This window comes from Ornithinimicrobium cavernae (assembly GCF_003121625.1).
Lineage (GTDB): Bacteria > Actinomycetota > Actinomycetes > Actinomycetales > Dermatophilaceae > Ornithinicoccus > Ornithinicoccus cavernae.
On the sequence record NZ_QDDJ01000022.1, the window covers coordinates 1 to 26102 of the forward strand.

Consider the following 26102-nt stretch of genomic DNA (forward strand, 5'->3'; position numbering starts at 1 on the left):
CCAACGCCACCGGCCTGAACTGGGGCGACCTCGAAGCCGCCGCCGCCACCAACCTCAAACGCGTCCTGCGCCCCGCCGGCACCACCCCCACCGCCCAAGAACCCGACTTCACCACCGAACCCGGACTCACCCGCATCGAAACCTTCCTCGAAACCAAAACCGTCTGGCACCCCAAAGGCACCTGACACGCTAGTCAAGCCGCAAGAACCTGAGTCGCAGCTCCGTCCTCTTGAAGGCCAGGGCAGCCCGCCGTGCCAGCATCGCCCATGCACTCGTGACGTCGCGTCCGGACCGAGGACATCGAGGATCTGGACAGCCACAAGCGGTCCGTGAGCGCTCGGTCCCTCAGCACGCGACAGCGAAGGCCAGCGGTCCACAACGGACTGATCGCCGCCCGAACAGGACGCAAGTTGCCCCTTGTGGTCGCCGTCCGACCTAGGCTAACCTCCCGAGAGAAAACGATTACATCTCACCGTGGAGCTCTGGAATGTCGACCCTCTCAACCGCCCGCAAGCGCTCGATTCCGCTCATCATCGGTGCGACCGTGCTCGTCCTGGGGGCGGCCCTTCCGCCCGTTCGGGCCGACGAGAGCGACCCCGCCGCGGCGGAGGAGTCGGTCACCATCACGCCGTTCGAGCAGCGCGACCAGGCCGTGGTGGGCGGCGAGCGCCAGCGCATATACGACCCCTCCGTCGGTGAGGCCGAGTCCTGGTACGTGAACGACCACACCTTCGTCAAGGGGCCGGACAACGGCTGGCACCTCTTCGGCATCACCGCCACCGAGCCGGCCAAGCCGCTCGAGGAGGTCTTCTTTGCTCACGCCAGCGCACCGAGCCTCACCTACCCGCAGTGGCTGAAGCAGGACCCGGTGATCCACGCCGACCCCGACCTCGGCGAGACCCACGTGTGGGCGCCCCACGTGATCCGTCACGGCCGGACCTACTACATGTTCTACGCGGGCGGCACACCCGACCACACGGCATACAAGATGCAGCTCGCGACGTCCACGGACCTGGTCAACTGGACCCGCCACGAGGACAACCCCCTGTTCACGGACGGGTTCGACGGCCGCGACCCCATGGTGACCAGGGTCGGCGACCAGTGGGTCATGTACTACACGGCGACCAGCTCCCCCTCCGGCGGCAACCACATCGTTGCCTACCGGACCAGTGACGACCTGCTCTCCTGGGGTCCCAGGCAGGTCGCGTTCACCTCACCCCGGACGGGGACGTTCGGCGGGCCGACCGAGTCGCCTTTCGTGGTCCACGAGGGTGGGGCCTACTACCTCTTCGTATGCTGCACGTCCGCCTACAGCGACACGCGCGTCTTCCGCAGCACTGACCCGTTCCACTTCTCGCCGGAGGACGAGGTCGGTCAGATCGCCGAGCACGCGGCCGAGGTCGTGCGCGACGGCGGCCGGTGGTGGATCAGCGGGGCCGGCTGGGGCGCGGGGGGTGTCTGGCTGCGTCCGCTGAACTTTGACGGCGAGCGGGTCACCGCCGGGCTGCGGGTGCAGGCACCCAGCTACCAGGCCACCGTCCAGACGACGCCGCGCGCGGAGGTCACCTCGATGCAGGTCGCGGACGGCGCCGGCGGCTGGCTCCCGGTGCTCGACGACGACTACCGCGCCACCGCCCCCTATCTCGGCGTGGGCGGCTTCGGGCGCACGGACTCCACCTCCGTGCCGAGCTCGGTGACGGTCAGTGGCAGGACCGTGCGGCTCGAGGACATCTCGATGGGTGACGAGCCGGTCACGGTCGACTGGGACCTGAGCTTTGGCGAGCAGTGGTTCGACTCCTCGGTGACCGCTGACGTCCACGGCCCCACCACGGCGCCCGTGTGGGAGGTCTCGCACACCGTCGACTCGGCACTGCCCTCCGTCGGCGACGACACCGCCCCGGTGCGCGGGACCGGTGACGTGAGCGGGTTCCCCCGGTGGACCCACGCCTTCTCGGACACTGCCGCGGTGGCCACCGCCTACCGCGCGGGGAGCGCCTTCGCGGAGGACAACCGCTACAACGCCGGCGCGGGAGCCGTCGTGTGGCAGCCGCTGTGGCAGCCCGGTGGCCGCCCGTGGGAGCCGGGCAGCTACCCGCTCGGGCAGCTGCGGATCGGCGGCGCCCCCGGCGGTGACGGGCCCGGTCTCGGCCAGCTGCTCCACGACTCCCTGCAGCCCGCCCCGTGAGTCGGCTCTCGCAGCCTGCCCCGTCAGCGCCCCAGCCATCCTCGAGGAGGGTCCCGTGACAGCTGTGACCTCGACCGGTCACGCACCCGTGCTGGCGATGACCGGCATCGTCAAGCACTTCGGGGGCGTCCAGGCGCTCCGCGGCGCGAACCTCACCGTGCGGGCCGGCGAGGTGCTGGCGCTCATGGGCGAGAACGGCGCCGGCAAGTCCACGATGATGAACATCCTGGCCGGTGTGATCCAGGCCGACGGCGGTGCGCTGACCGTCGACGGCCAGCCCCACCGCTTCTCCTCCCCCGCGGCAGCCCAGGCCGCCGGGGTCGCGATGATCCCCCAGGAGCTCGACCTCGTGCCCCAGGCGAGCGTCGCGGACAACATCTTCCTGGGTGACGAGCTGCGCACCCGGTGGCGCACGGTGGATCGGCGCGCGATGCGCCGCAAGGCCAAGGACCTGCTGGACGACCTCGAGATCCCGATCAGCCCGGAGCGCGCCGTCGGGTCGCTCCGCGTCGGTGAGCAGCAGATGGTTGCCATCACCAAGGCGCTGCGCCTGAACGCCCGCATCGTCGTGATGGACGAGCCGACCTCGGCGCTGTCGGACAGCGAGGTGCGCCGGCTGTTCGACCTGATCCCCGGGCTGCGCCGCCGGGGCGTCGCCACGATCTACATCTCCCACCGGATGGACGAGATCTTCGAGATCGCCGACCGCGGCACGGTCATGCGGGACGGCCTGAACGCCGGCGAGTTCGAGCCCGGCACCACCGCCGTGGGCGAGGTGATCCGGATGATGACCGGCCGGCCCATCGACCAGGTCTATCCGGACCGTGAGCCGCCGGCCGAGGACGTCCGCCTCCGCGTGCGGGACCTGCGCGTCGCCGCGGGCCTCGGACAGTCCGGCCGTCGCGAGCCCGCCGGTGTCGACCTCGAGGTCCGGCGCGGCGAGATCCTGGGGCTGGCCGGCCTCCTCGGTGCCGGGCGCACGGAGCTGCTCGAGGCCATCTTCGGCACGTCGGGGCACGCGCTCAGCGGCTCGGTCGAGGTGGACGGTGAACCGGTCACCATCCGCTCGCCCCGGGACGCGTCCGAGCTGGGCATCGGTCTCGTGCCCGAGGACCGCCGGCACGCGGGCCTCATCATGCCGGCCAGCGTCGCGGACAACATCGTGCTGCTCTCGCTCCGGCGGATCGCCCGCAAGGGGCTGCGCCGCGTGGGGGCCGAGCGGGCCGCGGTGGCCGGTGCGATCACCGACCTCAACATCAAGACCCACCGCCAGGAGACGATCGTCGGCACCCTGTCCGGCGGCAACCAGCAGAAGGTCGTGTTCGCCAAGAACCTCCTCACCCAACCCCGCGTCCTCCTGCTGGACGAGCCCACCCGCGGGGTGGACGTGGGCGCCAAGTCTGAGATCTACCGGCTGCTGGCGCGCCTGGCCGCCGACGGCATGAGCGTCATCGTCGCCTCCTCGGAGGTGCCCGAGCTGGTGGGGATCTGTGACCGGATCGCCGTCCTGCGCGACGGCCGGGTGGTGACCGTGCTGGACCGGGCGGACGCCACCCAGGAGGCCATCCTCAGCGCCGCCAGCCTCAAGACCTCAGCGGTCGGTCCCGCCGACGGAGACCGTCCGGACGACTCCCCCGCCGACGACAGCAACCCCGACGACCCCGACACGGAGGAATCGTGACTGCCACCCAGACTCCCGCCCCTGCGGAGACCATGTCCGAGCGTCGACGTTTCCGCGTCCCCGAGCGGTTCTTCGCGCTGCAGAGCTACATCGGCCTGGTGCTGGTCTTCGCTGCCGCGATCATCTTCTCGCCGCGGCGCGACGGCGAGATCGTCTTCCTCGACAGCAACAACCTGCTCAACATCGTGCGGGCGGTCTCCGAGATCGGCATCATCGCCATCGGCATGACGTTCGTCATCCTCGTCGCCGGCATCGACCTCTCGGTCGGCGCCATTCTCGGGCTAGCCGCGACGGGCGCCGCGAGCCTGCTGATGGTGAACGACTTCGGGGTGGTGGTCACCATCGCCATCGTCCTCGCGCTCGGGCTGGCGTTCGGCGCCCTCCAGGGGCTGATCACTGCCAAACTCGGGCTGCAGTCCTTCATCGTCACGCTCGCCGGCCTGCAGATCGCACGCGGCCTGGCCCGCATCTGGTCCGGGGGCCAGGGCATCCCCCTCGCCTACGGCGACGGGCCCGGACTGGCTCCCGAGTCCTTCGCGCTGCTCAACTCCCGGGTATTCAACGGCCTGGTCCCCATCCCCGCGCTCATTTTTCTCGGGGTCAGCATCATCGCCATCCTGGTCGTGCGGCACTCGGTGTTCGCCCGCCACGTCTACGCCCTGGGTGGCAATGAGCGCGCCGCCAAGCTGTCCGGGGTCAACGTCACCGCCATCAAGGTGACCGTGTTCGCCATCTGCGGGATGCTCGCCGCCCTCGCGGGGATCATCCACGCCGGCCAGCTCAACCAGGGCTCGCCGAATGACGGCATCGGCTACGAGCTCGACGCCATCGCGGCGGTCGTCATCGGCGGCACCAGCCTCATGGGCGGTGTCGGCACGGTGACCGGCACCATCGCCGGCGCGATGCTCCTGGGGATCCTCAACAACGTGCTCGCGCTCAACAACATCGACTCCAACATCCAGCTCCTGATCAAGGGCCTGATCATCATCCTGGCCGCGGGGCTCCAAGCCTTCCGCTCCAGGGCTCGCTAAACCCCACACAGGAAGGAACCACCCATGCGTCACCCCCGCACGACCCGACTCCTGACCCTCCTCCCCCTGGCCTCCCTCGGCCTGGCCCTCACCGCCTGCGGTGTCGAGTCCGACGCCCCGGGCGTCGGCGACGACAACGAGACCGGCGCCGAGGCCGCCGCCGGCACCGGCGCAGGTGACTGCGCCGGAGCCGACGGTGAGTACCTGATCGGCATGAGCCAGGCCAACGTCGCCGAGCCCTACCGGCAGCAGATGGATGACGACATCCGGGCGGCCGTGGGCGAGATCCCGCAGTTCGAGGTCGCCCTCGCCGATGCCGCCCAGGACAACGCCAAGCAGGTGTCCGATGTCGAGAACTTCCTCACCCAGGGCATCGACCTGCTGATCATCAGCCCCAACGAGGCTGCACCGTTGACCGCCGTGGTCGAGCGCGTCTATGCCGAGGGTATTCCGGTCATCGTCCTGGACCGCAAGATCGAGAGCGACAGCTTCACCCAGTGGATTGGCGCCGACAACAAGGAGATCGGCAAGGCCGCCGGCGAGTACGTCGCCAACGAGCTGCTCCCCGACGGCGGGACGGTCGTGGAGATCAAGGGTCTGCCCGGGTCCACGCCTGCACAGGAGCGCAGCGACGGCTTCGCAGAGGGCATCGCCGGCAACGACGGCGTCGAGATCATCGCGACCGGTGTCGGTGACTGGCTCCGTGAGAAGGGCCAGAGCCAGGCCGAGGCCCTGTTCCAGGCCAACCCGGAGATCGATGTCGTCTACGCCCACAACGACCCGATGGCCGAAGGCGCCTACCTGGCGGCGCAGTCGGCCGGTCGCGAGGGCGAGATGGAGTTCATCGGCATCGACGGCCTGCCGATCCCGTCCGGCGGCATCAAGGCTGTGGAGGACGGTCGCCTGTCGGCCACCTTCATCTATCCCACCGGCGGCCGCGAGGCGGTCGAGACCGCCGAGAAGATCCTCATCGACTGCAGCACGGACGTCGAGAAGGAGTGGGTCCTGGAGACCCAGCTCGTCACGGCGGACAACGCGGCCGACGTCTACACCGAGCTCGGCGGCCAGTGAACCTCTCCCTCCCAGAAAGGTCTGTGAACCAGTGACAACACCAGACAGCACACCCGGCGGCGGGATGTCCCGGCGCGTGCGCGCTGCCGTGGCGGTCCCTGCGACCGCGGCGCTGCTCGCCGTGCCGGCCCTCACCGCCCTCGCGAGCGCTCCGCCGACACCGGCCGCACCAGCGGCCAGGGCAGCCAGCACCACGTCGACCGGAGGCAAGGGCCTGACCGGGTGGGACACCTACCGGCACCTGGACCAGATGACCGCGCTGCGGACCGGTGTCCAGTCCCACCAGTTCTCCAGCTTCGACCGCAGCGGCGGCAACTGGGAGGACGGCTTCAGCGGCAAGTACTCCTGCCTGACCACCGAGGCCCGCGGCTGCGTGATCGCCGAGGCGACCGGCGCCGGTGAGATCGGCTCGATCTGGTTCACCCGGGACGGTGGCGACGTCACCCGGACCGGCAACATCATCATCGAGCTCGACGGCGAGGTGGTGCTCGACGCGCCGCTGCAGGACGTCGTCGACGGAGAGCTCGGTGCACCGTTCGTGTATCCGTTCGTGGCGAACGCCGACCAGAGCTCGGGCGGGGTGACCATCAAGGTCCCGATGGCCTACCAGGAGTCGATGAAGGTCATCACGGAGAACAACCCGCAGTTCCACCACGTCGACTACCGCACTTTCGCCGACGCGGAGGGCGTGAGCACCTTCGACCCGACCTACGTGCCCGAGGACGTCATCGCCGCCTCGGAGACGTGGGGCACGCAGGACCCAAAGCCCGAGCGGGCAGGGACCAGGACGGTCAACAGCGAGTTCGCGCTGGCGCCTGGTGAGTCCACGACCGTGGCCGACCTGGCCGGGCCGCACCTCATCAGCGAGCTGGCCGTGGATCTGCCCCAGGTGGTCGGTGCCCCTGAGATGCCGCGGATCACCGACGACGGCCGCGCCTTCACCGGCACCTCCACCTTCACGGTCGCCATCGACCCCGACAACCAGGGGGTGCAGGTGACCCGCCGGTTCGACACCGTGTCGACCGACCAGCGCGCCGACGTCCTGGTGGACGGTCAGAAGGTCGCCGAGTGGACGCCCGTCGACTCCCCCGGCACGTGGGTGGACCAGACGATCGAGCTGCCCGCGTCGGTCACGGCCGGCAAGTCGGAGGTGACGATCACCAACGACTTCGTCTCGGCAAGCATCGACATGAGCGAGTTCCGCTACTGGATCGACTCCAACGTCAACGGCGAGTGGGTGCGGACCGACGAGGTCGATGTCGGCACGTCAACAGAGGCTCGCGCGAGCGAGGCGGCCCACAACTACCTCATCACTGGTCAGACCTGGAGCGGGACGCACACCAAGTCCTACCCGCCCGAGGGTGAGGACGAGGAGGTGCTGGCCTCTGACGAGCTGCTCGACGGGCTCCGGCTGCAGGTCTCCTTCGACGGGCAGCAGACGGTCGACGCCCCAGTCGGTGAGTTCTTTGGGTCGGGCCTGGGCGAGCGCGACGTCGCGGCCCTCATGTACTCCATGAGCACCGAGGACGGCGAGGCCTACCGCTCCTGGTGGCCGATGCCCTTCGGGTCGCGCGCCACGGTCAAGCTGGTCAACACCAGCGACCAGACCCTCACCGCGGGCTCGGCGTCGGTGAGCTACGCCCCGGACAGCACGCTGACCGCCGGCCTGGTCGGCACCGCCCCGACACTGGGCTACTTCCGCGCGACGAGCAAGGAGGGGCACATCACGCCCAAGGACGACTGGGCGTTCATCGACCAGCAGGGCTTCGGCCACTTCGTCGGGGTCAACCACACCATGCGCGGGCTTCTCACCGCTGGCAACATCCGCGACTACCTGGAGGGCGACGAGCGCTTCTACGTCGACGGCACCCGGTCGCCGTCCTGGCACGGCACCGGCAGCGAGGACTACTACGAGGGCGGCTGGTACTTCAACCGCCAGGAGTTCAGTGCGCCGATGAACGGCTCCACCGCCCAGGAGACGCGCGCGTGGGGTTGTGAGTACCAGTGCGACGCGGCCTACCGGCTCCACATCGCCGAGGCGGTGCCGTTCGACTCGCACCTCGACGCGGGGATCGAGCCGGGTGCCTTCGGTGACGACCCGGCCTACTACAGCTCGACGGCGTTCTGGTACGGCCACGAGGACCGTGTCCGCCTGTCGGTGAGCGACACCGTCGACGTGGGCGACCCCGCCTCCGAGGAGGCGCACGCCTACCAGGGCGGCACCGAGGCCAGGGAGCTGGTCTCGGCGTTCGACGGCGACAACGACGGCGACAACGACGGCGAGAAACTGCGCGAGGACGTCCGCGACTCCACGACGATCGTGGCCTTCACCGTCGACGTCGACCACCGGAACTCCGGTGTCCGGCTGCGGCGGCTGAGCGACCAGGAGCTGGGCTACCAGACCGCCCGGGTCGCGGTCAACGGTCAGGACGCGGGGGTCTGGACCCAGCCTCTGGCCAACCCGGCGTTCCGCTGGCACGAGGGCACGTTCGACCTGCCGCCCGCGCTGACCGCCGGCCAGCAGCGGCTGCGGATCACCCTCCAGCCGGTGCACGGCAGCAACCCGTGGACGGCGGCGCAGTACGAGGCGCTGTCGATCGTCCGCAGTGGTGCGGACCGCACGGCGCCGTCACCGGTGCCGGGCGTGACCGCGACCGGTCTGGAGTCCAACGCGATCCGCCTGGACTGGTCACCTGCCACGGACAACGTCAGGGTGAGCCGTTATGAGGTCTACGGCTCGACGACGGCCGGGTTCGAGCCGTCCGCGGACACCTTCCTGGGTGCGGCGACGACCAACACCTTCATCCACGACGGTCTCGGCCTGCGCGAGACGTGGCACTACATCGTGCGGGCGGTCGACGGCGGCGGCAACGAGGGCCCCAACTCCGCGGAGGCGAGCGGCACGAGCGGCCACGTCCTGGCGCTGGAGGGCGAGGACCTCGAGGTCGTCCAGGCCAACCCCAGCGCCGTCCGGCAGGGCAACTGCTGCGGGGTGTCCTGGTCCGGCGGTGCCCAGCTGTGGGTCGCCGGGCGTGAGGCCGGTGCCAGCGTGACCCTGGAGTTCTCGGTGCCGACGGCGGGCACCTACGACCTCGGTGCCGCTATGACACAGGCCCGTGACTACGGGATCGTCACCGCCGAGGTGGACGGCCAGGCACTGCCGGGCAGCTTCGACGGCTACCTCGCCTCGGGTGTGCGGACCGCCGACGCCAACTACGGCACGGTGGAGCTGGGCGAGGGCACGCACACGCTCACGCTCACCGCGGCGGAGCGCAACACCGCGGCGGTCGCCTGGATGATCGGGCTCGACGTGGTCCGTCTGTCGCTGCACTGACCGACGGCTCACCAAAGGGGATCCCCGCCGGGTTCGGCGGGGATCCCCTTTCATTTCGTATGCCGTGTGGTCACCCCAGGCCGGTCTCACCACACAGGTGGACGGTCACCCCCAGGGCCTCGAACATGGCCGCCTTGACCAACAGCGCCCGGTCGGCCTGCTCCTCGGTGGGGGCGTAGACCACCTGGATGTGGTTGGACTTGTGCCGCGCCATGAACTGGTCCCGGGTGATGCCCGGCAGAACGACGTTGGCGATCGGCCACTCCGGGTTGGTCGACTCCGACCGCCGGCGGCTCTCCTCCTCCGGCAGCTCCACGGCGCGGCCGCGGCCGAGGTCCACGTGCAGCGCACCGTCGGCGATGTACACCCGGGACCAGACGATCGGCCCGGGCCTTGAGACGCCCTTGAGCGTGGCACCGCCGGCGGGGAAGAACACGTGTCCCTGTCGCCACCCCTCGGCCGACCGGTAGCCGTCGGGCAGGTGGCTGGCCGGCACGGAGCCGGAGATCTCGAACAACCAGACGTACTCGCCGTCGAACTCGGCGCCCCAGCGCACGTCGTGGAGGGTCGTCGCGGGGTCCATCCCCATCGCGTTCCAGATCCGGTGGGTCACCAGGGCGTCGACCGCGACGCCCTCGTCGACCTCGTTGAAGTGCGGGACGGCCTGGCCCTCGTACAGGACCCGTGAGCCGTCGCGGCTCGTCACCGGCGGCCGCTGGACATTATTGAGCAGGCCCTCGGGGAGGTCGGAGGCCGGGCAGACGTTCTTGAGGCCCTGCTGATATTGGATACCGACCGCGTCCAGGCCGAAGTCGTCGGCGATGCGCAGCGCCGCGATGTACATCTTGTACTGCCAGGTGAGCTGGTCCTCGGTCAGCTCGGTCGCGGGGTCGGTGCCGAGGCGGAAGGTCATCCCCGCGTTCGTCAGCCACTCGCCGACGGCCGCGGCCTCCGCGTCGTCGACCTGCTGCATCTGCGCCCAGAGCTCGGACTGGCTCAGCCGCTCCTTGAAGATCCCGAGGGGGTTGAGCATCTCGTCGTCGATGATGGCGTTGTACATGCCCATGCAGCCCTCGTCGAAGATGCCGATGATCGCCTTGTCGGCCACGAGTTGCTGGGCCAGGGTGACGCCGAGCTCTCGCTCCGCGCTCGGCTCGAGCGGCGGGAGGTCACGCACGTGTGACTCGTCGTGGGTGAGCGCGCCCTCGCGCAGCCAGGACGCCAGGCCCTTCCTGAAGAAGTCGTCGCTGCCGTCGATGGTCCACAGCGTGGAGTAGGCCCGGTCCATCTTGGTCAACCCCGCGTTGAGGTTGAGCAGACCGACCAGACCCGGCCACGACGGCTCGAAGTTGCCGACGGTCAGGATCGGCCCACGGTGGGTCCGCAGTCCCGGCAGGACGTGGTGGCTGTACTGCCAGTTCCCGATCGCCACGATCAGTGGCGCCTCTTCCGGGATGCCGCGGAAGACATCCATACCGTGTCGTTGGCTGAGGACGAACCCGTGTCCCCGGTCAACATCCGGCTCAAACGCACGCACGGTCTCCCAGCCCGCTGAGGTCACCGCCTCGGTGACCATGCGCTCCAGCTCCTGCTGAGCTGCCCAGCCCGCCACGTTGGCCGGCTCGCGGGAGTCGCCGCTGGTGGTCAGGTACACCGTGCGCGCTGGCAGCTGGGGCCGCGGGGTGGCTCTGGGCACCGTATAGGTCGTCATGGGCACGCTCCTCGAGTTCGACGTTTCGCCTGGGTACACGTCCGTCGCCAGGACGGACGGCTACTGCCACAACCTTGTCAGAAATCGATTACAGACACAAGCAATCTGGCCCTTCGCAAACCATGGACGACGCCGGGATGGGGGCAAGGATGATGCGGCCGTCCGACAGCGCCTGGCTGGGCCAGGCGGGGTCCGTGCCGGCGATCACGCTACGTACAGGGCGCGCCTCGACTCATTGACGCGTATTGCACTCGTCGATCACCACTCGAAGTGTGGCAAGGAACGCCTGACCGTCATCAGTGAGTTCTGGATCGTCCTGGAGTGCGAGATACCCTTCCCAAGCAGCCACCATGTTACTTACCGCATGGAACATGGAGTCCGGTTCGGACTGAGAGAGATTCGTCTCCCTGATCTGGGCGACGTGGGCGCCCAGTTCCTCTGCAGCTGCGTCTCCGTTCACTGCCTCCGCCAGTACCGCCGTTTCCAGACACACTTGGGCAATTGCCTCTTGTCGAGGGTTGGAGCCGCCTGTGGGACCCGTCGTTGTGGGCGGTGCAGTCGCTCCTAGGCTGTGACAGACGGTGAAGCCATAAGAACGAGAGTGCCTGCGGAACTCTGCTGCATGTTCACGGTAACGCTCGAACTCAGCACTGGCCTGATCCATGTCGCCTAGCGTGAGCAACGCCGTGAACTCATTAATCGACAAGAACATGGATTCCAGGCTGCTCAGGGCCGGAAGTATAAGTTCAGCATCAGGCTGACGCGGCGGCTCCAATGCGGACCACGCGACAAGCGTTTCCTGAAGGATTGCCGCCTGCTGCGTATACGCTGCCTCAGGATCGCCAGTGTCGACAGCCTGGAGCTCTCCTAGAGCCTCAAGGCAGAGAGCGTCCGCTGCAGCAAGGTAAGCCGCCCTCTCCTGAGGAGTGCTGGGTTCGTCAGACCTGCTTGGATAGAGCCACGCGAGAAGGCTGATGACGAGTCCGGCCACGGCGAACAACGCACCGATCACTTGGCCACGCGAGACAGACTTCTTCCCCCTCCGACCGTGCGTGGGCTCTCCTTGAACCGGGGGTGAAGGGTGCTCCTCTGAGGTATTCAACACGAGGCGCCAGCCCGGGGGCGGTGGGGGCCATGAGGGATCAGGTTGCCAGCCCGGCGGAGGTAGCCAACCCTTCGGTTGCTTGGGCCATCCTGGCGGCGGATTGAACACGTGCCCCACGACGACACCTCCCTGCAACGCCGTCACTGTGCCGCACGTGTTGCGCGGCCCTCGACGGACTTCCGTTCAGGACATCACCTGCGGACACGGGTCGACCAGATGCGTCCTCAGAACAAGAGTCGACCGTTGACACGCCACCGTCAAGGGCCCGACTGGACTCATCTAAAGGGCCCCGCGAGCTGCGGCCTCCTGGCTCGCTAGACGAGGTCACCCAGGCGCCGCACGGCGGGCACCGGCTGCACGTGGAGCCGGCCCGGGCCGGTCACGGTGCGGGCGATCCGCTCGAGCAGGAACCGCGCTGCGGTCTCCCCCATCTCCTTTGCGCCCAGCGGGACAACGAGCACGTCACGCCGCACGGTTGTCGCGAAGGGCAACGCGCCGAGCACGGCGAGCCCGATGCCGTCACCGGCAGCCTCCAGTTCCTTGAGCACACCCACGCCGACCAGGTTGTTGGTGGCGAGCACAGCGTCGGGGCGAGCAGCGCACAGGCTTCGCATCGCCTCCTGTCCCCCATCGACCCTGAAGTTGGCGAACTTCAGGAGGTCATCGGAGCACGGGAGGCCGGCGGCCTCCATCGTCTCCCGCCAGGACTGGGCGCGCAGTCGCGCCGTGACGGTTGCTCGCGGCCCCGTGACGCAGGCGATCCGTTCATATCCCTGGTCGATGAGCGCCTGGGTGGCGGTCCGGGCCGCGGCCTCGTTGTCTACCACCACCTGGTCGACGGCCTCGGCGTCGACAGCCCGGTCGACCACGACCACCGACATGCCGCGGCCCAGCAGCGGGACGACGTCGAGAGACTCGGAGGCGGGAGCCACGATAACGCCAGCCATGTTCTCGCTCGCGGCGATCTTCAGGTAGGACCGCTCCTTGGCAGGGTCGTCGTCGGTGTTGCACAGGACGAGCGAGTGGCCCGCCTGCCAGGTCAGGTCCTCGACGCCGCGGGCCAGCGTGGTGAAGAACGGGTTCTCGATGTCAGGCACGATCAGGCCGATCACCTCCGAGAGCTGTCGGCGCAGGGACCTGGCGGACCGGTTGGGCAGGTAACTGAGCTCCTCCACCGCGAGGCGCACGGCCTCCGCGTGCTCGGGACGCACGGTGGTGCCGTTCAGCACCCGAGAGACCGTTGCGACAGAGACCCCGGCATGCCGGGCGACGTCGTGGATCGTCACCACTGTGCCCCACCTCCAGGCTCGTGCGGTGTCCCGACGGAATCCGGCATCTGGCTCCTCATGTCACCGAATCTCCTGTCCGGCAAGGTGGTGCACGATGCCTCGGGTCAAGCTGTAGAGGTCACGGTATAGCGCGTAGGTCTCCTGGTACAGCGGCTCGCTCCTGGGTCGGAGCACACTCTGCGGCGGGTTCCACTCCTCGATCGAGGCTTCGGAGTCCACGGCGCGTGCCGCCAGGAAGGCGCCGCCGTAGGACGCGCCGATCGTGACGGTGGGCACCACCTGCACCAGGCCGGTGACGTCCGAGACAACCTGCGGCCAGAGCGTCGTCGTGGCACCTCCGCCGACGGCGACGATCCGGTCGATACTCAGCCCCGAGTCCAGCAGCGCCTCTACGTTGTGCCGCACCCCGTAGGCGACAGCCTCCAGCGCGGCGCGGTAGAGGTCACCCCTGGTGTGCTCCACGGTCAGCCCCGCGATCACACCGCGCGCCTGCGGGTCCATGATCGGCGTCCGCTCCCCGGCGAAGTAGGGCAGCATGAGCAGCCCTCGCGCCCCGGCGCCCGACTGCTCCGCCTCGTCCACGAGCGTGGCGAAATCCGAACCGGTGACGCGGCGCAGCCAGTCGGTGATCGCCCCCGAGGTCGCCATGCCCCCGGCGAGGCACCAGGCACCGTCGGTCACGCCGAGCGTGCCCCACAGCGCCTCATGCCGCACCGGCTGCCCGGCGTGCGCGATGAGGAACATGGTGGTGCCGTACATCAGCATGAGGTCGCCCGGGTTCACGGCTCCCACGGAGGTGGCCTCGGCCCAGGCGTCGATCGTGCCGGCGATGACCGGCGTGCCAGGCGTCAACCCGCCGATCTGCTCCTGGATCGTGCCGGCGACCTCCCCCGCCCACCGCAGCGCCGGCAACTCCACGGAGCCGGCGATCTCGGGTGCCCATTGCGGGTGCCAGGCTCCCGCCTCGAGGTCGAACATGGGCCAGCACTGGCTGGCCGAGTGCCGGTCCAGGACGTACTCCCCCGTGAGCCGGCGGACCAGCCACGACGCCGGCATATACATCTGGCGGGCACGCTCGAACACTTCGGGCTCGTGGTCGCGGACCCACGCCAGCTTGGGCCCGATCGCCTGGGTCGACAGGTGCGCCCCGCCGGTCCTGAACACCTCGTCGCGTCCATACCGTGTCTCCTGCGCCGCGATCTGCTCGAGCGCCCGCATGTCGACGCCATAGAGCAGAGCAGGCCGCAGCGGCCGGTCCTCCTCGTCGGTGAGCAGCAGGCAGGGACCCATGCCGGAGACCCCGACCGCCGCCACGTCGTGCTCGCCGTCGCCGGTGAGCTCGTCGGCGAGTGAGCAGAACTCGGCCCACCACACGTTGCCATCCATCTCGACGTGACCGGTGTGCGGACGCTGCACCTCGTGCTGCCGGGTGGCGGACCGCAGCACGGTGCCGTCCTTCGCGACCAGCACACCCTTGGTGCTGGAGGTGCCGATGTCGACTCCGAGGTAGGCCGTGGTCCGCATGACCACAGCATAGTGAAAACGATTACGTCCCGGGAGAGGCTTGACGGCTCACTGCTGGGGAGGTGCGATCAGGACTCGGTATGCCGTGTGGTCGGCAGCACGTTCCTGTCCGGCCATGCGGTGCGCGCCGCATGACGAACGTGACTGCGAGGCGGCTGTTCACGGTCTAGCAGGTACGTCCGCATCGGTCCGCCCAGATGACCGCTCTGGATTCCGACCCTCTCAAACAATGGCCGCGAAGTCGGATGCCAGCAGTGAACCTCCGGGCGCGTCATTTCGCCCAGTATGGGCTACCCACAAGCGCGCATGTCGCGCTCTCACGCCGAGAGATGAGCGGCCCTTCGCCTGCAGCCCCCTCAGACGACGCGCGAGGTGTCACCATACTCGAGTGATGGAAAAGCAGCGTGCCCTCCTGGCCCGCGTAGACGAAGATCTGCGTCTCCTTGGGGCGCGCTTGGATCGGGCCGTCACGCACTTCGAGAACTTCGGAGATCTCTGGTCCGACTATTTGAACCAGAAGCCGCATCGGACCGAGCTAGTACCCGAGGCCGACGGCAGCACTTGCGTCCAGCTCAGACGAGACGTCGTCATCCCAGCTGAGATTTCCGTAGTCCTAGGTGAGTTCCTATACGAAATGCGCGCCGCCCTCGACAACTGTTTGTACGCCGTCGCGGTCATCACCTCGGGCCAGAACCCGCCCCCGAGGGCCGAGAGGCTCGAATGGCCAATCCGTGAGACCTCGAGACAGTGGACGTCCCAAGCAGGTCGCTACGAAGCGCTACCGACTGAGGTTGTCGACGCCTTGGAGACGATCCAGCCTTACCGTGCGGAGTTCCCGTCATGGAACTCGCTCGCGATCCTGCATGACTTGGCTCGGTTCGACCGCCACAGGACGCCAAAGGGGTTGGCCTTGTATCTCGTTCGCGTCCGAATGAGGGTTGACCCTGCCGTGATCGAGGTGCTCGATGTGGGTACCGAAGGCGTCATTCATGACGGGGATACGCTCGTGAGGATCAAGGTGGCCAGCGGCCATGCGATCTCTCCGGAGAACTTCGACCTGGACGTCGAGTTCGACGTAGATGTCGAAGACGTACAGGCCAGCCCTGGCCCGACAGGGCGGCCAGGCCGGCCGTGGGGCTCGCTTGCCACGCGTCTCCGGAGTGTGCACAAGGCAGTTGCCGACTACTGCGATGGCATCCTGGCGGTTGCGGTTGACTGCGCCGGGAGTTCTTCCGAACCCTGACGATGATCCGCATGCATGCCTGAGGGATCGCCTCGGCGGCAGCGGGTACTGTCCGCGAGCATGGAACCCGAGTCGTTGGCACTCCTCCTCGCGGCGGTCTCCCTCTTAGTCGCGGGGCTCTCGCTCGGCTGGCAGATCGCCCAGTGGCTGCTCTCCGCGGGCCGCCCGCGCGCGAGTCTGCAACACGGGCTCTGGTTGGGCAGCGCTGCAATTGTCGGAACTGTGCCCTCGAGTGGCCGGGCGATCGATGTCGCCGGGCTTCGCCGTCAAGGCTACGATGGACCTCAGGTCGTCGGCATCCAGGTCACCAATCACGGTCGAGCGCCGGTCACGATCGATAAGGTCGCCGTCCATACCCGCGGCGGCGTCATGACCCTCGTCCCGCTCGCCGAGCGGATCGGGCCGGACCTGCCGTACCGCTTGGAACCTGGCACAAATGCGAGTTGGTATGTGGCGGCCGACGATGCGGTCAGGCTTGCCACGAGCGCTCGGGAGGTCTTGGACGAGTCGGTGACCGGCGTCTACATGGTGGCCCAATTGGCGACTGGCAAGGCCGTGGAGACGCCGCAGACGCTGCGAGTCTGAGGTCGCGGAAGCGGAGGCTCGCCTACAGTGGGCGGCGTCGCGGAGCCGCAGGTGCTGGCGAGTGAAAACCCCGGGCGATGACGTCAGTTCCGCCCATTGACGCGGCGTCGACCGCGCATAGGAGGATGCAGCACGTCGATTCTCCACCAGCAGCGCGCGAAGAGGCGACGAACTGCTGCCGCCAAGTAAGCGGAAGGGCGAGTGTGAGGTCCAACTTCGCGCACCGCGCCCCGCCATACCCGCGAACGGCCTAGAAAGTCGGTAGCATATGGTAAGTCGAACGACTGTTCGAACAGGAGGATTGTGGTGGCGGCGACCAACATCGAGTGGACCGAGGTGACCTGGAACCCGGTCACCGGATGCGACCGGGTGGCAGCGGGCTGCGACAACTGTTACGCACTCACACTTGCCAAGCGCTTGAAGGCCATGGGTGCCGAGAAGTACCAGAACGACGGCGACCCCAGAACATCTGGGCCGGGGTTTGGCGTAACCGTCCACCCGCGGGCGCTCCAACAACCGTTCCGCTGGGGAGGCAGCAAGGTTATCTTCGTCAACTCTATGAGCGACCTCTTTCACGGCAAGGTACCGGTTAGCTTCATCCGCGACGTCTTCGATGTCATCCGGGAGACGCCTCAGCACACGTATCAGGTGCTCACCAAGCGGTCATTACGGCTTCTCCGCATATCCGACCGACTCGACTGGCCGACCAACCTCTGGATGGGCGTCTCGGTAGAGTCCAGCGACGTCGTGTCGCGTATCGACCATCTTCGCGATGTCGCGGCCAGGACGCGGTTCCTGTCCTGCGAGCCGCTGCTCTCCGCACTTCCGAACCTCGACCTCAGCGGCATCGACTGGGTGATCGCGGGCGGAGAGTCGGGACCGCGCGCACGTCCAATGGACCCTGCTTGGGTAGCGGACATCCGTGACCAGTGCGTGGAAGCAGACATCGCCTTCTTCTTCAAGCAGTGGGGAGGACGCACGCCGAAGCAGCACGGTCGCGAGCTCGACGGCCGCCACTGGGACGAGATGCCCGAACTAGCGCTTGCGCGCTAGCCGAAGTCGAGCGTGACGCCAGCCGCGAACTGACGCTTCCCGTTCGGGCGGTTCGCCGTGAACGGCGGAGGGTCCTCCTTCTCCATGTCCCGCAACACTTGGGTGAGATGGGGCTTCCGGTAGGGCGTGTGGAGGATGGCCCATTCTTGGAGGTCCGGGTTCACAATGACGCCCTTCTTCCCCGAATAGGTCTTAACGAGGGCCTTGCGCAGTGGCCCGAGATCCGGCTCAGGCTGGAACAGAACGTCGATGCCGGCCAACCGGTCTGAGAAGGAGTAATCGCCGTCCGGAGCGGTTCTCCACATCGCGTCCTTCATCTTCTCGACACCAAGCGCAGAGCGCGTGCCGTGGAGAAGGTAGTAGCCGATGTTTCCGGTGCTGTTCTTCATCGCGAACCAGCGGACGTGAGGGAACCCCGCCACGTCGGTCAACTGGCGCATGTAGACGTCACGCAGGTGATCGACGCGGTCGCCTCCGTCGTAGTCCGCCAGGATGGCGTCGACGTCGAGCCCGAACAACTCGTTCATGTTGCTGCCCTGGTGCGGGTGCGTCACGAAGCGGTTCACGAAGCCGACCATGAAGTTGATGAAAACCTCGCAACTCGGGTAGTTCAAGAGCCGGGCGAGCAGAGACATCGGCATCCCGGTCCAGCCGAAGGGGTCTACGAATGCGAAGGTCGGAGCGAGGTTCGCGTACTGCTCGTCCAGATAGTCGCAGATCTCGGTCGCGTGGTCGGTGAACGTTCCCTCGTTCACGTCGTACTTGACGTTGGATGGCCACGGGCCGTGCTCTGCCTCCCAGTCCGCCCGGAAGTCCGCGATGGCCTGGCGTAGCGACTCGACGTTCTCCGCGTCGTGCTCAATGAAGACGAACACGAACTCCCGGTGGCTCATACGACTCCACGCCGAGTGGTTCAGCAGCCTTCCCATCGCGATGATGGGCGAACCCGGCGAGCTGTCGTTGTACACACCGCGGCCCGCGAAGCCGTCGATGAACAGCACCCGGCCGTAACCACTGGCGATGATGGGATACCAAGCGTCGAGGTATTTCCCGAGGATGTCGTGCTTTGCCTCGGTGTGCTCCGGGTAGTCCCACATTCCCGGGTCGGAGTCTTCCATCTTGTTCCTCCCTCAAACGGACAAACGCCTCGGTGACCGAGGCAGAAGTGGCGTTACCCTACCGTCGCTTGGCGCCAGCAACGGTGCTTCTATGAAAGGTCTCCGACAGTGCTCGTGACGCCTCCTCAACTGGTATAGCATCTCATTGCCAGGGGCGCGGGTCGGCGCGTGGAACTGCACGACTCTCGAACCCGCCGCCGCGCTGGTCGCCGTGCTGGCTCGCCTCCTAGGTCCGACTCCCTTGGGCAGGCGCGACCTCACGCGAGAACAGGGCAACGTCAACCTCTTCAAATCGGAGCGGCGACCGTAAGCCGCTGGAAGGCCAATCAAACACAGCGGCTTGAGCAGGAGCCTGATCCGGTAGTCCGGATACCGCGGGTCGACGTTAGTGGAAGACCTGCTCCTGCCAATCGAAGAGCACTTGGTCGGGGACACCTAGCCCGAACTGCCTCAGCAGCCCCTGAGCGAGCTCGACACCGACCGTCCGCGTGTCGGCGACGAGCCTGGTCGTGCTTACACCTAGCTGCGTCTCCAGCTCGTTGGACGCCATCCGGTAGGGGCCATGCAGTTCACGCTGCCAGTCGCCGGAGACCAACTCGCGGTTCGCGATGCCGGATAGCGTCACGTCGAACGCGACGTGGTCGACCTCGAGGGCCGTCGCCATCCGCGCACCAAGCTCGGCGACCTCGACCATGTACAGCAGGACATCCCACACCACGACGACACCGGTTGAGGACGGGTCGGTCGGCTGCGCCTGCTCCAGGTGGCGCAGGTCGCTGACCAGGACCCGCCGGTGAAGGAACTGGCCACTGGTACATAGCCGCCAGGCTTCTGAGTGCGGAACGACCCGAGGCTCGATGTCCTGGCCGACCGCGCCCGGGTACCGGTGGCGCCCTGCTCCGTCGTCGACGAAAGGAACTGGCCAGCCGCGCAACCGGACGGTGTGGTCGAGGAGAAACCGCTCCAGCTTCGCTGGGTCGACTCGTCCGGCGTCGAACGCGGCCGGTCGCACCGCCACATCGGTGTGGCCTGCGGCGAGGATGTCGGCCATCACCTGGGACGGCTCGCCCCAGGCGCGGGCGGCCTCGGCCCGGTACGCCTCCTGGTCCACGTCCTCGGGCGCGGGCGCGAGCCCGAGGGGAATGCCGGCCTGGCCGGCCCGGCGGACGAACTCGCGGACGCCCTTTGTGATGGCAAGATCCAGCAGATCCCGCATGTCTGCGGCTGAGGGGACCGGGACCGACTCAGGCTTCCCGCGCGGTCGGACGTAGACCGCGCCTCGGTGGAGTTCACCCTGGGAATCGCGCTTGCACACGTGCGGGACGTCGTCGAACTCCGCAACCGCCAACACGACGACCTTCACGCCGTTACTGAGCGTGAGCGGATGTCGCGTGAAAGTGAGGGGCGGTTCGCAGTACCGGGCCAACGCGTCGCTCACGTTGTCGAAGTCACTCCACTGCTCGAACTCGGTATCGTCGAGACCAGGCAGCATCTCTCGCATTCGGGTTTCGTCGATGCCGATGCAGATGAAGCCGCCGTCGCGGAGGTTGCCCATCGCCATCGCAGCCCGAGCGACCTTCGCGCGGTGCGCCTTGTCGGTTAGGTTCAACGGCCCCTTGACCTCGAACGAACGGTCCTCGTGCCCGAGCGTGAGACGCTGCTCCACGTAGTCCTGGATGTCGTCCGGATCGGGCATATGTCGAGCGTAGAGGCACCGCCCCCGGTGCAGTGGGATGCTGAACTCCAATGGCCCGCGTCAACACCTGCACGCGTCGAAGAACGGCCGGACTCGGGCTGAGCCACCTCGGCGCGCAGTGGCGGTCGGTCCCGTGACCTACCGTCTCGCCATCAAGCGTGGGCTAAGGGAGGTGCATCACGTTGCACTGCTGGTCGAAGGCGAGTGGTCCGGGTGGGACGGCGGGACGATTTCGAACTCACCTACGGTGCCGTCTGGCGTCAGGACGGGTAATACGAGTACCGGTACGCCTACCGGCCCGAAGTCGTCATCTCGGACGACAAGATGCTCGTGAAGGGGATGCGCGTGCCGTCCGCGTGCGACGGCTCAACTGACCGTCGCCACCCTGCCTACTGGTCGTTCAGGAACCGCCACCTGGTGACGAACGCCCGATACGGGCTGCCAGCCCCAGCAACCATCATCGCGGGGAGGCCAGGTAGCACGGCGGTCGCATGTCGAACGACCCACTCGGCCCACCCACACGCTTGGGTAGTGCGAAATGCCACCGCGTACCGCCCACGATGACCCGCGTAAAGGAGGCCCTTAGAGCCGGTTGCCGTGGGCCGAAGATGCGTCGACGAATCACGAGGAATAGTCCAGGGTGGCCAGCACGCCACGAGGCCATAAGCCCGCCTTGTGGCGCATGTCATGGAACGATGGCCGGACGGCGACGGGAGGAATCGAAAGATGGCGAAGGCGAGGTCATTTTCCATCTTCTTGCTGAAGGACGGCTACACGAGTCCGGGCAAGGCACTGAAGGCCGGCCACGGACTTAAGAAGGCCTCCCACGAAGATGCCGTTGGGGAGACCTGGCCCACCTTCCTGGCAACCAAGCCCTCGGCCTCACCGTGGTGGCGCGGCTACTTCGGCATCAGTGATCCGGTCGCGCAGGGCTTCGCGGGAGCCATCGTGTTCGTGAAGACAAGCAATCGGACCTTCGCGCTCACCTTCGGCCACATGCGTCACCACCTCCGTGATGAGGCGTACGAGTACGACTTCGGCCTCCGCACCACGCTCAACGCGGTGGACCCCAAGGAGATTCGGAACACGGACGAACTCGACCCGGCAACCTCGCGCCGACGGCGCACCCAACTGCCGGAGCGGTCCGACATCAACTACTTCGACTTCGACGGGGACAGCGCGGTCCTGCGCTCGCTGACCGGCGCCATCCGACCGGAATACAAGGCCTTGTTCTCGCACGCCACGGGCGCGAGCAATCTGCGGGTGAGCACCAAGAAGGTGCGGGTGGACCTGCCACCTCTCTTGAAGGATATCTACGAGGTCTACGAGAGGGACACCTACCTCACCGCCTTCCCTGCTGCCACCAACATCCAGCCTGTGAAGGACCCAGCCGTCCTCACGCTCCTTGATGACAAGCTGGAGGAGGCCGTCCAGTCGAAGAGCGACGACCTCACGCTCACCATCCCGGAGCTCGTTGACTTCCAGGAGGACTTCGAGGTCTCGTACAGCGGCGCTGGCAAGAGCGACCTGTACCCCGACGCGGCCCTGGACGACTACTACGCCTACTTGGCCGCTCACGGGAAGACGGTTGACGCGCTGACCGTCCAGGATCTACAGCACCACCGCCTCGGCGTGACCACCGACGACGAGATCAAGAAGGGCGACTACTCGATCTACAGGTCCCTCGTCTTTGAGACCTCACTAGATGGCCAGGACGAGGCGCACCACCTCAGCGAGGGCACGTGGTATCGAGTCGATGCGGACTACCTGAAGACCCTGGCCACCGACATTGACCCGCTCTTCACGGACGCCGGCCTGCCCGCCAGGACCGAGCACCTGGAGGCCGGATACAACGAACTTCAGCTCGTCCCCCACTGGCCCGGCTCGGTGCTTCTCGATAAGACCAATACGAGTCCGGAGGGGCAGAAGCAGGTTGAGCCCTGCGACGTGGCCCGGGCCGAAGACGGTCATCTCGTGCTGACCCACGTGAAGTTGGGTGTCAGCGCGTCAGACCTGAGTCACCTCTTCAGCCAGGGCACCAACTCAGTCGATCTCCTCAATGGCGTGCCGGAGGCCCGGGACAAACTGAAAGGCCTGATCACTGACCGCGACGATGGCTTCAACCTGTCGGGCCTTGCGGCACTGGCCTTCAAAGTTGAGTACGTGATCGTGACGAAGAACGACACCAGCCTCGCATCGGCCGCGCTTCCCCTCTTCTCGCGCATCAGCCTGCGCCGGGCCTACCGGGCGCTGACAAGCATGAAGACGGAGACCGTCGTGATACTCGTAGAAGATGCCTATGTCGGCGCGCCACGACCCAAGCCCCGTAAGAAGCCGACGAAGATGGCAGTTGCCAAGAAGGCCTCGGCGCCATCTCCGCCCACCGGTCCATGACGCAAGGTCGAGCGGCACCAGTGCTGAATCCGGCTTCTCTGGCGCCAGGGCAAAGCTCGATCAGCCGCGCGCTGATTCTGCGGCGTTAGCACAGTGACGACGAACAGCACCGTGACTTGTCAGCCATGCCAGCCGTCTGGCCCGCAGGCTCTCAACGGTCGAGCGGCCACGCTCGAGTCAGAGAACCATCGGCAAGGTGTACCTCAGGTTGGACTTGCCAGGGTCCGCGTCATTCCGCCGCATGCGACGCACGCATCTGCCGCAGCGCTAGCGGGCGTCTGCCTGAGCTCTCACTCTTCCGCGCAACCCCTTCAAGTCCTACGGGCTCCGCAGCGTGTGGCCGTGGCGTCTGCTGGTGTGGCTCCAACCTCAACAAGCAGAGATCGGAAGCGGCCCCGTGGCGCTCCCGGCACTAGCGAATAGTCGCTCCAGCGGAGTGTGTACGCGTCCATGAGACCAATCGGTTCGTCCCGACCCTTGCGAGTCCCCGGCCCTGACGCCGCGCCCCACGAACGCTCACCCTGAAGCGTAGTTCCGTCGTAGAGCCGGAACGCCGCTGCTCCGGTGGCACGGCCGTGCGCAGGGTCGGTCCAGTACGACGCGTCGTTCGTTACGACCACCACCACCCCTGCCACCGCCATGCCTGAACGGACGAAGTGCTCCACCCGGTAGATGTCCTTGACGACGTCGTACCCAGTAATGTCCTGTGCACCTTGGCGGGGTAGATCAAAGACCTCGCCTCCAAGGACTGCCCTCAGAGAGTCAGTGGGGTATTTGACCTCGACGGCGACGGGCCCGTTTTGAGTAAGCAGCAGCAGATCGACACGTTCGCGGTGGCCCGGCCGCGAAGGATGGGGAACGCGCACCTCCAGTCGGACGCCTAGGTCCGTGTGAGCGCTGTGCAGTTGCCAGGCCAGCTCGTGCTGGAAGTCAGCCTCCGCGTGGAAGACGGGCCGCCGTGCGGAGAGTGCGGAGAGCGCGCTCTGGAGGTTGAGGTGATCTAAGGCTGCGTCCACATTGAGCACCGTATCGCTCCCTCACTCCACCTCACGGTGTCGCTGTCGCAAATCCGGCACTGCCGCGCGGCGTGTCTCCCGCCAGCGTCAATTCGCCGCGTTCCGGGCTTGCGCTTCAGAGCCCTCCCACGTGACTGCGCGCCCGCTTCACGGCTTCCTCCAAGTCAAGCCCGTAAGCCCCGCGTCCGGTCGCAGCAAACGCGGTCAATCGCCCCGCGGCGCGGTCAAAGAGCCGATCAGCTCCAACCTGATTTCCGCGGGCCGCATGCGTCATGGCAACACAGACCTGGGCAAGCCCCTGCCACAGATCGCGTTCCTCGACTGGGCCTGCCCTCCAACGCGCCTCCAGTACCTCGTGGGCGGAGAACGGGCGGCCTGCTTCCACGAGTTCTCGGGCTGCCTCAAGTGTCTCCTTGGGGGGAGGGGATCCTCAGACACCGCCTCGACACCCGCAGCGCCATATGGCAGCGGCCTACCCAAAGCGTCGCGAGGCCTAGATTGGCGGGCGCGGCCTTCTGCGTCCCGGTCACGATCACGTCCCGTCATGCGACCAGTCTCCCAAGAGACGGCACGGACAGCGCGATCACCGGGGCGTCCTGCCGCCGTTCGTTGATGCAGTGATTCCGGAGGCGGGTCCTACCGCCGCGTTCAGGTAATCGACGAACGCGGCCTTCGTCGACGTGCGGAGGTCCGGGGCTCAGCCTGCTTGAGTCTCTCGACGAGTGAACTCACCCGCCGGGTGGCACCTGGAAGGCCCGAACCTCGATCCGGCCCCCGAGGGCCTTCGATGCGCGGGCGGCCCAGTCAAGCGCGGCCTTCTCGTCGGCCACGTCGATGATCCAGAAGCCTCCGAGGTATTCGGGGGCTTCGACGAAGGCGCCGCTGACGGTGCTCAACGACTCGCCCGTGTTGTCGATGGTGATCGCGCTCGAGGGTGGCGTTAGCCCGCCCGCGAAGACGAAGGCGCCGGTCGACGTTAGCTCCTCGATGATCGCACCAGTGGCGGCCAGGGCCGCCTCGAGCTCGGCCGGGTCCATGGTCTCCATGGTCGGCTCCTCGTCGGAGTTATGCGGAACGGACAGCAGATATTGGGTCATGGCGATTGGACCTTCCTGAACACGGGAACTCATCGGCTGCCCTGCCGGCCCAAGCTTCCATGCGAACCCGACTTCACGCGTCAGAGCGCCGCGATACGGCGTGAGCTCGGCATCCCGACTGCCTGCTGCCCTATCGTCGGCTCATGGATGAAACACCCGCTGCGGATCGCGTCTGGGTAAAAGAGCGGGACCGCTGGTACCCAGGCATCTTGGAGACCTGGAACACCCGAAACGGCGTCCGACGGTTTTGGGTCTCGTACGCCGTGCCAGTGAACGGTTGGCCCGGCGGTTGGTACGAGCAAATGCTTGCGTTGGGGGAAGGCGAGGACCCGAACGGGGAGGGCAAAACATGGCTCGCCACGGTCGAGGCGGCTCGTCTCGGCTGACCCATGCCTGTCCGGTCGTGGCTCCTCGCACGCGCGTCACATCGCCGCCAGTCGGGCGCGGCGGGGTCGGTTGGACGACGTGACCGACGGCGCTCGCGCTGAACCGACCCGGTCGACACGAGTGCTCAGAACCTGCCGACGTGACGTTGTGCCTGCTTGGCAACTTCGCTGACGTCAACGCCGTACGCCCTGCGTCCTGTCGAGGCGAACGCGGCCAGTCTGCCTGCCGCCCGTTCGAACAGTCGCTCCGCCCCGACATGGTTTCCCCGTGCCGCGTGCGTGAGAGCAACGCAGACCTGGGCAAGCCCCTGCCACAGGTCCCGCTCCTCGACCGGTCCAGCCTTCCAACGCGCCTCGAGCACCTCGTGGGCAGCGAAAGGACGGCCGACATCGATGAGCTCTCGAGCCGTCCTGAGCGCCACCTCCGGCGGCAACGGCTCCTCCGAGACCGGCTCAACACCCTCAGCGCCATAGGGCAGGGGCCGACCCAGCGCGTCGCGGGGTCTTGCCTGGCGAGCACGGCCCCTGGCGTCCCGATCACGCTGTGGCCCGCTCACGCGACCATCCTCCCAAAAAGGAAGCG

Annotated in this window: 20 protein-coding genes and 1 pseudogene; 11 read left to right on the forward strand and 10 right to left on the reverse strand. The window is 67.3% G+C overall.

Features of this window, described 5'->3' with window-relative positions:
• From DA085_RS21210 to DA085_RS20240, 6 genes and pseudogenes are all read left to right on the forward strand, one after another.
• Positions 1-185 (forward strand): annotated as a pseudogene (locus DA085_RS21210) (aldehyde dehydrogenase family protein); the annotation flags it as partial.
• Between the two features lie 302 nt (positions 186-487).
• A complete protein-coding gene (locus tag DA085_RS20220; protein ID WP_109474807.1) occupies positions 488-2185 on the forward strand; it encodes a glycoside hydrolase family protein in 1698 nt (565 codons plus the stop codon).
• A 55-nt stretch (positions 2186-2240) separates the two neighbouring features.
• Positions 2241-3866 (forward strand): sugar ABC transporter ATP-binding protein, encoded by a 1626-nt coding sequence (locus DA085_RS20225; protein ID WP_237565637.1) that lies wholly within the window; start codon positions 2241-2243, stop codon positions 3864-3866.
• Complete coding sequence (locus DA085_RS20230; protein WP_237565638.1) at positions 3863-4897, forward strand: ABC transporter permease; 1035 nt, start codon at positions 3863-3865, stop codon at positions 4895-4897. Before DA085_RS20225 ends, DA085_RS20230 begins: the two co-directional genes overlap by 4 nt.
• 24 nt (positions 4898-4921) lie before the next feature.
• Positions 4922-5968, forward strand: coding sequence for a substrate-binding domain-containing protein (locus DA085_RS20235; RefSeq protein ID WP_109474808.1), 1047 nt, complete (start codon positions 4922-4924; stop codon positions 5966-5968).
• Between the two features lie 31 nt (positions 5969-5999).
• Complete coding sequence (locus tag DA085_RS20240) at positions 6000-9302, forward strand: glycoside hydrolase family 172 protein (RefSeq protein ID WP_202619344.1); 3303 nt, start codon at positions 6000-6002, stop codon at positions 9300-9302.
• 70 nt (positions 9303-9372) lie between these two features.
• On the opposite strand, the gene DA085_RS20245 is transcribed toward DA085_RS20240, so the two are convergent.
• From DA085_RS20245 to DA085_RS20260, 4 genes are all read right to left on the reverse strand, one after another.
• A complete protein-coding gene (locus tag DA085_RS20245; protein ID WP_109474809.1) occupies positions 9373-11013 on the reverse strand; it encodes a fucose isomerase in 1641 nt (546 codons plus the stop codon).
• Positions 11014-11245: 232 nt separating this feature from the next.
• The gene (locus DA085_RS20250) at positions 11246-12025 is read right to left on the reverse strand and encodes a hypothetical protein (RefSeq protein ID WP_154402271.1); all 780 of its coding nucleotides are present in this window, start codon (positions 12023-12025) and stop codon (positions 11246-11248) included.
• Positions 12026-12432: 407 nt separating this feature from the next.
• Positions 12433-13404, reverse strand: a complete 972-nt coding sequence (locus tag DA085_RS20255) for a LacI family DNA-binding transcriptional regulator (protein ID WP_202619345.1) — start codon at positions 13402-13404, stop codon at positions 12433-12435.
• Between the two features lie 63 nt (positions 13405-13467).
• A complete protein-coding gene (locus DA085_RS20260; RefSeq protein WP_109474830.1) occupies positions 13468-14931 on the reverse strand; it encodes an FGGY-family carbohydrate kinase in 1464 nt (487 codons plus the stop codon).
• A 391-nt stretch (positions 14932-15322) separates the two neighbouring features.
• Between DA085_RS20260 and DA085_RS20265 the strand changes: the two genes are divergently transcribed.
• The 3 genes from DA085_RS20265 (at position 15323) to DA085_RS20275 (ending at position 17812) form a co-directional block, all read left to right on the forward strand.
• A complete protein-coding gene (locus DA085_RS20265; RefSeq protein ID WP_154402272.1) occupies positions 15323-16174 on the forward strand; it encodes a hypothetical protein in 852 nt (283 codons plus the stop codon).
• Positions 16175-16234: 60 nt separating this feature from the next.
• Complete coding sequence (locus tag DA085_RS20270; RefSeq protein ID WP_109474813.1) at positions 16235-16759, forward strand: phosphoribosylamine--glycine ligase; 525 nt, start codon at positions 16235-16237, stop codon at positions 16757-16759.
• A gap of 306 nt (positions 16760-17065) precedes the next feature.
• Positions 17066-17812, forward strand: a complete 747-nt coding sequence (locus DA085_RS20275) for a DUF5131 family protein (protein WP_237565639.1) — start codon at positions 17066-17068, stop codon at positions 17810-17812.
• On the opposite strand, the gene DA085_RS20280 is transcribed toward DA085_RS20275, so the two are convergent.
• Both DA085_RS20280 and DA085_RS20285 read right to left on the reverse strand, forming a co-directional pair.
• Positions 17809-18930 carry a three-Cys-motif partner protein TcmP gene (locus DA085_RS20280; protein WP_109474815.1) on the reverse strand — a complete coding sequence of 374 codons (1122 nt, stop codon included), beginning with the start codon at positions 18928-18930 and terminating at the stop codon, positions 17809-17811. The genes DA085_RS20275 and DA085_RS20280 overlap by 4 nt on opposite strands.
• A gap of 385 nt (positions 18931-19315) precedes the next feature.
• On the reverse strand, positions 19316-20626 hold the full coding sequence (locus DA085_RS20285) for an AlbA family DNA-binding domain-containing protein (protein WP_109474816.1): 1311 nt from the start codon (positions 20624-20626) through the stop codon (positions 19316-19318).
• A 726-nt stretch (positions 20627-21352) separates the two neighbouring features.
• On the opposite strand from DA085_RS20285, the gene DA085_RS20290 reads away from it, so the two are divergent.
• Positions 21353-23020, forward strand: a complete 1668-nt coding sequence (locus DA085_RS20290; protein WP_161958591.1) for a DUF6119 family protein — start codon at positions 21353-21355, stop codon at positions 23018-23020.
• A 311-nt stretch (positions 23021-23331) separates the two neighbouring features.
• Here the strand turns inward: DA085_RS20290 and DA085_RS21070 are convergent, their stop codons facing one another.
• From DA085_RS21070 to DA085_RS20300, 3 genes are all read right to left on the reverse strand, one after another.
• Entirely contained in the window at positions 23332-24045 is a 714-nt protein-coding gene (locus DA085_RS21070) for a hypothetical protein (RefSeq protein ID WP_154402273.1), read from the reverse strand.
• Between the two features lie 106 nt (positions 24046-24151).
• Positions 24152-24421 carry a DUF309 domain-containing protein gene (locus DA085_RS21765; RefSeq protein ID WP_237565640.1) on the reverse strand — a complete coding sequence of 90 codons (270 nt, stop codon included), beginning with the start codon at positions 24419-24421 and terminating at the stop codon, positions 24152-24154.
• A 343-nt stretch (positions 24422-24764) separates the two neighbouring features.
• A complete protein-coding gene (locus DA085_RS20300; protein ID WP_237565641.1) occupies positions 24765-25082 on the reverse strand; it encodes a YciI family protein in 318 nt (105 codons plus the stop codon).
• 194 nt (positions 25083-25276) lie between these two features.
• Here DA085_RS20300 and DA085_RS21075 point away from each other — a divergent pair, with 194 nt between their 5' ends.
• A complete protein-coding gene (locus tag DA085_RS21075) occupies positions 25277-25519 on the forward strand; it encodes a hypothetical protein (protein ID WP_154402274.1) in 243 nt (80 codons plus the stop codon).
• 125 nt (positions 25520-25644) lie between these two features.
• Here the strand turns inward: DA085_RS21075 and DA085_RS21770 are convergent, their stop codons facing one another.
• Positions 25645-26076, reverse strand: a complete 432-nt coding sequence (locus DA085_RS21770; RefSeq protein ID WP_109474819.1) for a DUF309 domain-containing protein — start codon at positions 26074-26076, stop codon at positions 25645-25647.
• Positions 26077-26102 lie beyond the last annotated feature (26 nt).

Excerpts from the sequence above, each read along its gene's own strand:
- DA085_RS20220 (WP_109474807.1), top strand. The coding sequence starts at position 488 with ATGTCGACCCTCTCAACCGCCCGCAAGCGCTCGATTCCGCTCATCATC.
- DA085_RS20235 (WP_109474808.1), top strand. The coding sequence starts at position 4,922 with ATGCGTCACCCCCGCACGACCCGACTCCTGACCCTCCTCCCCCTGGCC.
- DA085_RS20245 (WP_109474809.1), bottom strand. The coding sequence starts at position 11,013 with ATGACGACCTATACGGTGCCCAGAGCCACCCCGCGGCCCCAGCTGCCA.
- DA085_RS20260 (WP_109474830.1), bottom strand. The coding sequence starts at position 14,931 with ATGCGGACCACGGCCTACCTCGGAGTCGACATCGGCACCTCCAGCACC.
- DA085_RS20265 (WP_154402272.1), top strand. The coding sequence starts at position 15,323 with ATGGAAAAGCAGCGTGCCCTCCTGGCCCGCGTAGACGAAGATCTGCGT.
- DA085_RS20270 (WP_109474813.1), top strand. The coding sequence starts at position 16,235 with ATGGAACCCGAGTCGTTGGCACTCCTCCTCGCGGCGGTCTCCCTCTTA.
- DA085_RS20280 (WP_109474815.1), bottom strand. The coding sequence starts at position 18,930 with ATGGAAGACTCCGACCCGGGAATGTGGGACTACCCGGAGCACACCGAG.
- DA085_RS20285 (WP_109474816.1), bottom strand. The coding sequence starts at position 20,626 with ATGCCCGATCCGGACGACATCCAGGACTACGTGGAGCAGCGTCTCACG.
- DA085_RS20290 (WP_161958591.1), top strand. The coding sequence starts at position 21,353 with ATGGCGAAGGCGAGGTCATTTTCCATCTTCTTGCTGAAGGACGGCTAC.
- DA085_RS20300 (WP_237565641.1), bottom strand. The coding sequence starts at position 25,082 with ATGGAGACCATGGACCCGGCCGAGCTCGAGGCGGCCCTGGCCGCCACT.
- DA085_RS21075 (WP_154402274.1), top strand. The coding sequence starts at position 25,277 with ATGGATGAAACACCCGCTGCGGATCGCGTCTGGGTAAAAGAGCGGGAC.